Consider the following 8,820-nt stretch of genomic DNA (forward strand, 5'->3'; position numbering starts at 1 on the left):
CGGTAGGCGTAGCCTGTTCTAAATGGCGACGAAACCGCTCAGAGCGCACGTCGATACAGAACGCAGCCTGTACCTTGGGAGCGGAGGAAGGCTCGGCACTCGGCGCGGCTAACGTCGCGGCTAGCGCCCGCTGATAGCCCAACTCATAGGCGTGCTGCCAACACCACAGCGCCTCATGCGGAGAAGTAATGGCCGCATCGGCGGTTTGCCACTGGGCAAACCACTCGCTCTGTTGGATGCTGGTGAGCTGGTCAACGCCTATCCACTCCCATGCCAGTACCATGGCAGCCAGCTGGGTAATGCCCGCCTCTGCCTGCTGGTGGGCAGTATGCCAACCAATGCCTTGGCACCAGGAAGCCCAGCCGTTAACCCGTAGCAGCAGCGTGTGGGCTAGCGCCTCAAACGCTTCCGGGGTGAGCGCCCAATCCTCGGCTATTTGCTCAACCGCTGCTGTGGGGTCATCTGGCAGAGCTTGTAACGCCTGGCGCTGCGCTTTAGGCCAGCGCAGATCGTGCTGTGCCGCCGTTTTCCAGAAGTGATAAAGCGAAGGCACAGCACGGCTTGCCCAGCGCTGTTGATGGTGATCGAAGTAGCTCGCACAGCTCTCCGCCAGCGGGTCAAACCCATCATGCCCTGCCAGGGAATCCCAGGCGCTGCGTAGCGGCGTTACCGGCTTTGGCGGTGTTGCCAAGTAGCTCATTAGGCTCTGCTCGGTATAAGCGTAGCCGCCTTGGCGCAGCGCCTGCTGTAGGTCTTGCGGAGTAACCCGGCCCGATTCCCAAGCGTTACGATAAAATTCGGCAGGCATGGTCATCGGCTGTCCGGCCCGGCGGCTGAGCGCGTGGCTCACCTGCTCAATGGGTTGATGCTTCAGGCCCCACCAGGGGTTGACCGCAATCCACTGGTCCAGCGGCCACACCGGGGCAATGGCGTCGGTCGCGCGCTTTAGCGCATCGCGATACTGCTCTGGCGACGGCACTGACGAATGGTGTGAGGATGTGTCTACGGCAATAGACTGACTCATGACCACTCTCCTTTTAAACCAGGGGCAAGCGATGAAGGACGCGACCAGGCACGAACGGGGGCTACCGCATCCACCGCACGCTGAAACGGCAGTGCCAGGTAAAGCCCCTGGCTAAAGTGAACACGCCAGCGGGCTACCCAGGCAGCCTGAGGGAACAGCGTGACGGCCCCTGCGGCCAGCACTAGGCTTGCCAGCATCAGTGCCCCTAAAAGGCCTGCCGTGAGTGTTAAGGGCGTGTAGGCGCTGGACAGCGCCGGTGCCAACACGCTATGTAGCAAGGCATACAGCGGCACCAGGGTAAGCGCCATTCCTACCAGCGCTAAACGCTTGGGTTTGGCTGTGCCTACCGGCATGCCCAACAGCGTGCTGCCCACCGCCAAACTAAGCAGTGCACCCAGCAGCGGATTATGGCTAACCAGCGAGGGCCATATCATCAGTACCATCGCCGCGACGACGGCCGCAGGCAGCGCAAGAGAAAGGCGCTGACGCAGCGGCGCAAGCGGCAGGCGCTCACAGCGCGAGGCCCTCACGGTACGGCCAGACGCCAAGAAGGAGTGAGCTTTGTAAAGCGAGTGCGCCAACAGGTGAGCCAGCGCCAAGGTGTACGCCCCTACGCCAATTTCGAACAGCATAAAGCCCATTTGCGCGCAGGTAGACCACGCCAGAGCATGCTTGACGGAGGTTTGGGTCAGCATCGTCATCACCGCGACCAGTGCGGTAAAACCACCCACCGCAATGAGCAGGTAGTGGCCCAGCGTTAGGCCATCAAACACCGGGAACAAACGCAGCCACACAAAGCCCCCCAGGTTAATCACCCCCGCATGCAGCAGCGCGGAAACCGGTGTGGGGGCTTCCATGACTTTGATCAACCAGCCATGCATCGGCACCTGGGCGCATTTGCACAGTGCCGCGATGGCCAGCGCCACTGAGGCGGCCTCCACCTGCCAGCCGCTAGAGGACGCCGCAGCGGCCGCAAACAGCTCAGGTAGCTGAAAGGTACCGAAGCGTGCGTAGAGAAGCGCTACCGCTACAATCAGCGCGGCATCGCCTAAGCGGCTTACCACAAATTTTTGCCATGCCGCCCGTTGGGCTTCAACCCGCTCAGGGTAGAGCGTTAGCAAGTGGTGCAGCGCCACACTCACGCCCACCCAGGCAATCAGCATCACGACTAGGTGATGGGTAAAGACCAGCAGCATCACGCTTGCCAGCACCACCAAGCACCAGGGCAAAAACCGACGCTCGCCACGATCGCCCTTTAGATAGTTCTCTGCAAAACGCAGCAGCACCGTGCCTAACAAGCTGATCAGTAGCGCCATCCACACGGCCAAACCATCCGGATACAAGCCCAGCGGCTGAGCGGCTTCGGGCAGGCCGGTAGGTACACCCAGCGCATCCAGCACCAGTAGCCCGCCCACCGCTAGACTCGCGACCAGCGCGCTTGCCGTTAACCAGCGGCCTATTTGCCAAGCGCGCTTCAGCGATGCGGGCGTGCTGGCCCGTGCGCTGACGCCCGCCATCACTAACAGCGAAACCGGGACCAGTAACCACAGCGCCAGTAGTGATAGCACCGTTATGGATAGCACCGTTATGTCGACGAAATTTGGCATAGCCTTTCCCCCTTAGTCGTATGCCACCGACTATGCCCAGCTCGTCACCATATAAAAAATAGTTTATTTTTGATAAATCGTTCTTTAAAACAGAACGAATAGCCAACACGCAGCCTGAGGCCCCTCTGCCATGAAGCTCAACTACCATCATCTGTACTATTTTTGGCAAGTGGCGAAATCGGGCCACCTGACGCGCACGGCCGAAGCTCTGCACGTGTCACAGTCGTCGCTTTCCCAGCAAATTCGCCAGTTAGAGGAGCGCTTGGGCCAAGCGCTGTTTATTCGCGAAGGGCGGCAGCTGCATCTTTCCGAAGCGGGCAGGCTGGCGTTTGATTACGCGGAAACCATCTTCACCCAAGGCGAAGAGCTGAGCGCGCTGTTTGCTGAAGGCGGCCACGCCCACCGCGAGGTGGTGCGCGTAGGCGCAGTGGCCACGCTATCGCGCAACTTTCAGGAAGGATTTGTACGGCCACTGCTGGGCCGAGACGACCTGGATTTGATACTGCAAAGCGGTGGCATGGATGACCTGCTAAGGCGGCTTTCTGCTCACAAGTTAGACGTAGTGCTCTCTAACCAACCCGTGCGTGGCGATAGCGAACACCCCTGGCGCTCGCAACGCCTGGCACGTCAGCCGGTGAGTTTGATTGCATCGCCTCACCTCTCGCCGCCACCCAGCTTTCCCAACGGCCTGAGCGGTCACGCGTTTATTCTGCCTGGGGTGGAAAACGCCACTCGCCACGCCTTTGACCAGCTGTGCAGCCACTACCGGCTAACGCCCAAAATTGCCGCCGAGGTAGATGACATGGCGATGATGCGCCTACTGGCGCGGGACACGCAGCACATTGCCGTTATGCCCCCCGTGGTGGTGCGCGACGAGCTGCACAACGGCACGCTCAAAGATTACGGCGCGCTGCCCGGCGTATGGGAGGAGTTCTACGCAATTACCATTCAGCGCCGGTTTGAATCCCCTAGCTTAAAAGCGCTGCTCACGCGCTCGGGCGAATCGCTGCTGGATTAGCGCTTGGGCACAAGCGCCCTACTTCGCCAACACATCCGCTACGCCACGTTCGGCGGCTTCAAGGGCACCTGCCAAGTAACCGGCATACTGCTCGCCCCACTCGCTGCCAATGCCGGTTAAGCAAGGCTGCCAAGGCCCATCGGCAGCGCGAACAGGCGGTGCCATGCCATGATGCTCGCTAGGTTGTTGATCGGTGTGGGTAGCGGTGAACGATTCCTGCGCCCAGTCTTTAATCACATCCTGCTTTGGGTTAGCCGCTTCCGGGCCAAACAGCCTGGCTAGCTGTGCGCGGCAATGCTGGCGCAGCGCCTCATCGCCTATCTGCGCTCGTGCGCTGGCAGGTATGCTAAAAAAGCCAAACAGCGCTCCGTGACCATCCGGATGAGATGCATCATGAATTTCGCCCAGCGGGCCGATCAAGCTACGCGCCTCTCCGGAAAGCTGCTCCTCTCGCCAAAAAGGCGTGGCATACAGCGCCACGTATTTGCCATGGGGAGCCATCCAAGTCGCGGTATTGGCCCACTGGTGGGCAAGACGCTCCGGCAGCGGTGGCGTAAAGGTTATCGCCTGCGCCGCCAACCTGGGCGGCACTGCCAGCAGCACGTGCTGCGCGCTGTAACGCTGCCCGCTCGCACACGCCAGTACCACATGGCCATTGCGATTGAGCGACATAGCCTGAACCGCCTGCCCGGTGTGAAGTCGCGAAGATTCAACACGCTGGCGCAACGCATCAATCAAAGCCTGCATGCCGCCCTGTAGCCGCATCGAAGACGGCTGATTCGCAAAGCCCTGCATACGCACAGGCGGCATCTGGTGAGAGCGCTCCACCACCATATCGCCCGTTTCATGCTGAGCAAACGACGACAGCCCCAGCGATTCCACCAGCGCCCCCAGCGCGTGCTGAAACCCTGGCCAAAACCACGAAGGCCCCAGATCAAACACTTCAGAAGCATGGGCCTCATCCGGCACCAGTGACGCAATACGCCCACCCACACGCTCCCGCGCTTCCAATACCACGTAATCGGTGATGCCCCGCTGTTCCAATAAATAAGCAGCATACAGCCCCGCCAAACCAGCGCCCACGATGACGATGCGTGTTGTTTGCATGAAGAGGTCTCGGTGGTGGGTTAGGGTTGGGAGGATAGCTTAGCTGGGTGGGTTTTGGGGTGGTTGGATAAAGGGAGTGCTGCTGTATTTGAGTCAGCTAACGGCCAAGAGCAGCCTTTCAGGAGCCACTGATATAGCGCTTTAACGCTTGGCGCAACGGCGCCAGCTTGCGAGCGTTCGGCAACCGAAGGCTGCGAAATGCCGCGACTTGTTAAGTTCCATTTGCGATGGTTTCGAAGAAGCTTGTTACGTCTTTTAAGCATGGAAACTCTTCGAGATCACGTCCCCACATTCCACCAACATCCCTGTATAGAAGATAAAGGTATGGGTGATACTTTTTATAGAATTCCGTTAAATTTAATTCGGATACTCGTTCAAATGAGGCGTGACCTGAAACCTTGTTTCTGTAAGTGCGAAAGCCCTCTCCAAAATTCTCTGGAATTGGCAGTAAGCCTTCATAATAAGAAATATGATTTTCCCAACTTGGGGCTCTTCCTTGGCTAATCCGGTCTATCCTTGCTTTAACAACTCTGTGAGCATCACCAGTTAACAGTAAGTCAAGATACTCTGTACGTTCTGGGCCTCGCTTATTAGTAATGCTGGTATTTCCAGCATCTCTTGCATGACAAGCCATTAAAAACTCATACAAATGATGGATAAAATATGAATACGCATTATAGGCCCGATAAGAAATTTCTTTATTTTGGCCTGAAAGAATTATCCCTTCCGCTGTGACTCGAAATCTCTCAAAAGCATCTCTGCACTTATAATATTCATGCGTAATTGCTTTGCAGTGATCTGAATCCGTTTCCGTACCTATTTCGATTCGCACGACTCCTCCTGAAACTTAACGCCCACATATGGGGCGGCTGTAACATAGCGAGGAACGAGCGCAGTGCAAGCCGTCCCAGCCACGTAGTGGCGCCATAATGTGTTTGTTAAGTGTACTTCTCATAGTGAGGCGCAACCAGTTCATCCCACAACTCTGCACTGCCCAAAATCCTAGTATGTTGCTTCAGGTTTTCGTTCATGAACTGTATCAATTCTTTGAGCGCTTCATGCAATAGCTGAAGCCACGAGTCGCACCCAACTGTGTCACAATAGAAATCCTCTTTATTTCCTCTAAAGTCCCATGCGTCTAGCCTGTACCTAAGGCCGACAGGTAAAGAATCGAGGCTTAAAATTTGATCTCCGTACTTATCCTTAAAGCCGGGCTGAAGATAAGGCTCGGCATCTTTCAGCATTTCACGCACTCTATGGCTGTATTTCTCGACCCACTTAACCAGTTCCTTGCCTTTTTTATCACCGCTGTGAAAGTAACTGAGAAATGACTTTAGTATTGATTCAATTCCCATTCTAAGATCGATAAAGCACTTAGCGCGCCTTGACCTGGGCGTAAAGAAAAGCGGGCCATCGCTAAAAAAACAGTGATCGAATCTAATTTGAAAATCTAGCGCGTCGTGAAAAAAGTGATTTGACACTTCAATGCGGTCCGGTTTAGTAGTCTTGGCTTCCATCTTGCCTCCTTACACTTAACGCCTCAAACACCGGCCTGGTGAAGTTGGCGACTTTTTTGGAACAAAAAAGGTGACAGCTTTGCCAAGTCCGAGTGCTTTGACTTGTTAAGTGTTGCCGACGTTGATTGATCGCTGTTGCTTTGCTTTTTGGTGTATATGTCATTACCCAATGTAACGGCAAGAACCAGTAACGTTAGTAGGGCCAACCAGTACATTTGCCAGTGCCGCCTTTTGGTACGTTTTGCTTCGATGAGCCGGAAGACATTCGAGTAAGCATTATTAAACGTATTTATATATGCCTGATTGTCCATTGGCTTAAACAAGCCATCCCCATTTTCGGTTTTAGGGAAATGCTGGCAAAGAACCTGCAAAAACTGCTTCAGTTCATTTTCAGACGCGTCAATTAGATCAGGCGAGAATGCATAACACAGAACATCAGCCTGCTGCTTTAGAGTATTTTCGTAGGTGTAGCGCTTCATATTTTCCCTGACACTTAACGCCCCGCTAAACGGCGAGCGTTAGCGAGTCCGGTGTAGGCTGCGTTTTTTGCAGCCGGAACGAATTTGAGCGGCTTGTTATGCCAACCGAGCTCCATTTGGCAGCTCCATATCAACGGTTGAAAGCACAACAGAACCATCAGGCCGGTGCAACCCAGTGACTAAACATTCAGACATGATGGGGCCAATTTGTTTTGGTGGGAAGTTTACGACTGCCAGCACCTGCTTACCCAACAGCTCTTCTTTGGTGTATAAATCAGTGATCTGCGCACTAGATTTTTTGATACCAAGCTCTTCTCCAAAATCCACTTGTAACTTATAAGCAGGTCGGCGAGCCTCTGGAAAGTCTTCTACATCGACAATGGTTCCAACGCGGATATCAACCTTTTGAAAATCACCCCAATCAATATGTTCCATAATTCACCTTAAATACTTTGTGTGCATAACAGCGTATTAGACAGCGCGTTCTATGATTGAATGAACGTGCTGGCACTTTTGTCCGGCAAATGCAGCCCACCAGATTTTCCCAAGCCTATGATTCTTATATAAATTAATTTAAATTAGGCTATATATACAAAACTCGCGCGCCTGCTGCATTTCCCGGCATGACCGCTTTGGGTCGAAAGCCGTCAAAACAAGGAAAGCTCATCATCCTTAACCAACAGTAGCGAAAACAGCAGCCTCTGTCACGCGTCTCGTATACGGCAATGAGCGTCTATCTATTGAACACGGTATCAGCTATGGATAGGTACTGCCTTGATGGTGACGCCGTGAAATACACCCTTTGCGCTAAGCACTGGCCTGCTGGAAGATATAGGGTAAACAAAAGAAAAAGCCCTTTCGTGAAAGGACTTTTCGAGATAGACAAAATCGGCACACTACTCTCACTGCCACTGTTTTGCCTCTAAAGCAGCACCTACCCATAGCCTTACACCATTGGCAGTCCCAGTATGTCGCGGGCTTGCTGCCAGGTGGCAACCGGGCGCTGGTATTTTTCGCACAGCGCGACGGTTCTATCGACCAGGGCGGCGTTGGAAGCGGCTAGGGTATCGCGATCTATCCGCACGTTGTCTTCAAGACCAGTACGGGTATGGCCGCCTGCGGCAATCGACCATTCGTTAAGCCGGTATTGGTTGGCTCCTATGCCTGCGCCGCACCATTGGGCGTCGGGGGCTAGTCGCTTGAGTGTTTCAATGAAGAAGTCAAAGCTGTGTTTGTCGGCGGGCATTGAGTTTTTTACCCCCATAACGAACTGAACGTATAACGGCGCTTTTAACTTGCCCTGCTTTGAAAGCGCGACCGCCTGATGGATGTGCGAGAGATCAAACGCCTCAATTTCAGGCTTCACGTTGTACTTGAGCATTTCGTCTGCCAACCACTCCACCAGTTGGGGAGGATTTTCGTAGACGCGGCTGGGGAAATTATTCGAGCCCACCGATAGGCTGGCCATATCCGGTTTCAGCGGCAGCATGCCGCCGCGAGCTTCGCCAGCCCCAGATCGGCCACCGGTGGAAAGCTGGATAATCATGCCCGGGCAGTGTTTCTTGAGCCCTTCCATCAGGCGGCCAAATTTTTCTGGGTCGGATGACGGCGTTTGATCGTCGTTACGCACATGGCAATGCGCAATACTGGCCCCGGCTTCAAAGGCTGCCTGGGTGCTCTCTATTTGCTCATTAACGGTAATGGGCACCGCCGGATTGTTTTCTTTACGTGGCAGGCTTCCCGTAATGGCAACACAGATAATGCACGGCTGAGACATAAACACCTCGCTTTATTTTTATAAGAAGAAATCAAGATAGAAATAAACGTTAGATGTACTACGGCTAACACCTAACATTAAGAAAAGCAGTTAATAAAAGCGCGCCAAACACTTGTATACGTTCTTGTTAGATATTAACGGCTGCACTCACTGACACTGGGGCGATTAAAACACCGCTCATTTTGCTTTTCATAATCCTGAATCCGTGAGACCGGCCCCCGGAAGCACTTCTAACCCACTGACCTGCATGGCAATATAGCCATTATCGCCATTCACCCAGACAGTGCCATG

General features: G+C 54.3%; 9 protein-coding genes. 1 reads left to right on the top strand and 8 read right to left on the bottom strand.

The window, feature by feature from the left end; genetic code table 11:
• Window positions 1–1,024 (bottom strand): putative inorganic carbon transporter subunit DabA (locus BIS10_RS15460; protein WP_253506438.1); only part of this gene is annotated, 1,024 nt, incomplete at its 3' end.
• A complete protein-coding gene (locus BIS10_RS15465) occupies window positions 1,021–2,631 on the bottom strand; it encodes an NADH-quinone oxidoreductase subunit L (protein WP_083025829.1) in 1,611 nt (536 codons plus the stop codon). The genes BIS10_RS15465 and BIS10_RS15460, both read right to left, overlap by 4 nt.
• A gap of 130 nt (window positions 2,632–2,761) precedes the next feature.
• Between BIS10_RS15465 and BIS10_RS15470 the strand changes: the two genes are divergently transcribed.
• Window positions 2,762–3,649, top strand: a complete 888-nt coding sequence (locus BIS10_RS15470; protein ID WP_083025827.1) for a LysR family transcriptional regulator — start codon at window positions 2,762–2,764, stop codon at window positions 3,647–3,649.
• An 18-nt stretch (window positions 3,650–3,667) separates the two neighbouring features.
• On the opposite strand, the gene BIS10_RS15475 is transcribed toward BIS10_RS15470, so the two are convergent.
• The 6 genes from BIS10_RS15475 to BIS10_RS15500 all read right to left on the bottom strand — a co-directional run bounded on the left by BIS10_RS15475 (window position 3,668) and on the right by BIS10_RS15500 (window position 8,529).
• On the bottom strand, window positions 3,668–4,756 hold the full coding sequence (locus BIS10_RS15475; protein WP_083025826.1) for an FAD-dependent oxidoreductase: 1,089 nt from the start codon (window positions 4,754–4,756) through the stop codon (window positions 3,668–3,670).
• Between the two features lie 211 nt (window positions 4,757–4,967).
• Window positions 4,968–5,588, bottom strand: a complete 621-nt coding sequence (locus BIS10_RS15480) for a hypothetical protein (RefSeq protein WP_083025824.1) — start codon at window positions 5,586–5,588, stop codon at window positions 4,968–4,970.
• A gap of 106 nt (window positions 5,589–5,694) precedes the next feature.
• Window positions 5,695–6,273 (bottom strand): hypothetical protein, encoded by a 579-nt coding sequence (locus BIS10_RS15485; protein WP_207953640.1) that lies wholly within the window; start codon window positions 6,271–6,273, stop codon window positions 5,695–5,697.
• A gap of 23 nt (window positions 6,274–6,296) precedes the next feature.
• Window positions 6,297–6,752, bottom strand: a complete 456-nt coding sequence (locus tag BIS10_RS15490; RefSeq protein WP_083025822.1) for a hypothetical protein — start codon at window positions 6,750–6,752, stop codon at window positions 6,297–6,299.
• Window positions 6,753–6,848: 96 nt separating this feature from the next.
• Window positions 6,849–7,187: a tRNA-binding protein gene (locus tag BIS10_RS15495; protein WP_083025821.1), complete on the bottom strand. Its 339-nt coding sequence runs from the start codon at window positions 7,185–7,187 to the stop codon at window positions 6,849–6,851.
• Window positions 7,188–7,698: 511 nt separating this feature from the next.
• Window positions 7,699–8,529, bottom strand: a complete 831-nt coding sequence (locus tag BIS10_RS15500; RefSeq protein WP_253506441.1) for a 3-keto-5-aminohexanoate cleavage protein — start codon at window positions 8,527–8,529, stop codon at window positions 7,699–7,701.
• Window positions 8,530–8,820 lie beyond the last annotated feature (291 nt).

It is taken from the genome of Halomonas sp. 707B3 (genome assembly GCF_024158645.1).
Classification (GTDB): domain Bacteria; phylum Pseudomonadota; class Gammaproteobacteria; order Pseudomonadales; family Halomonadaceae; genus Vreelandella; species Vreelandella lionensis.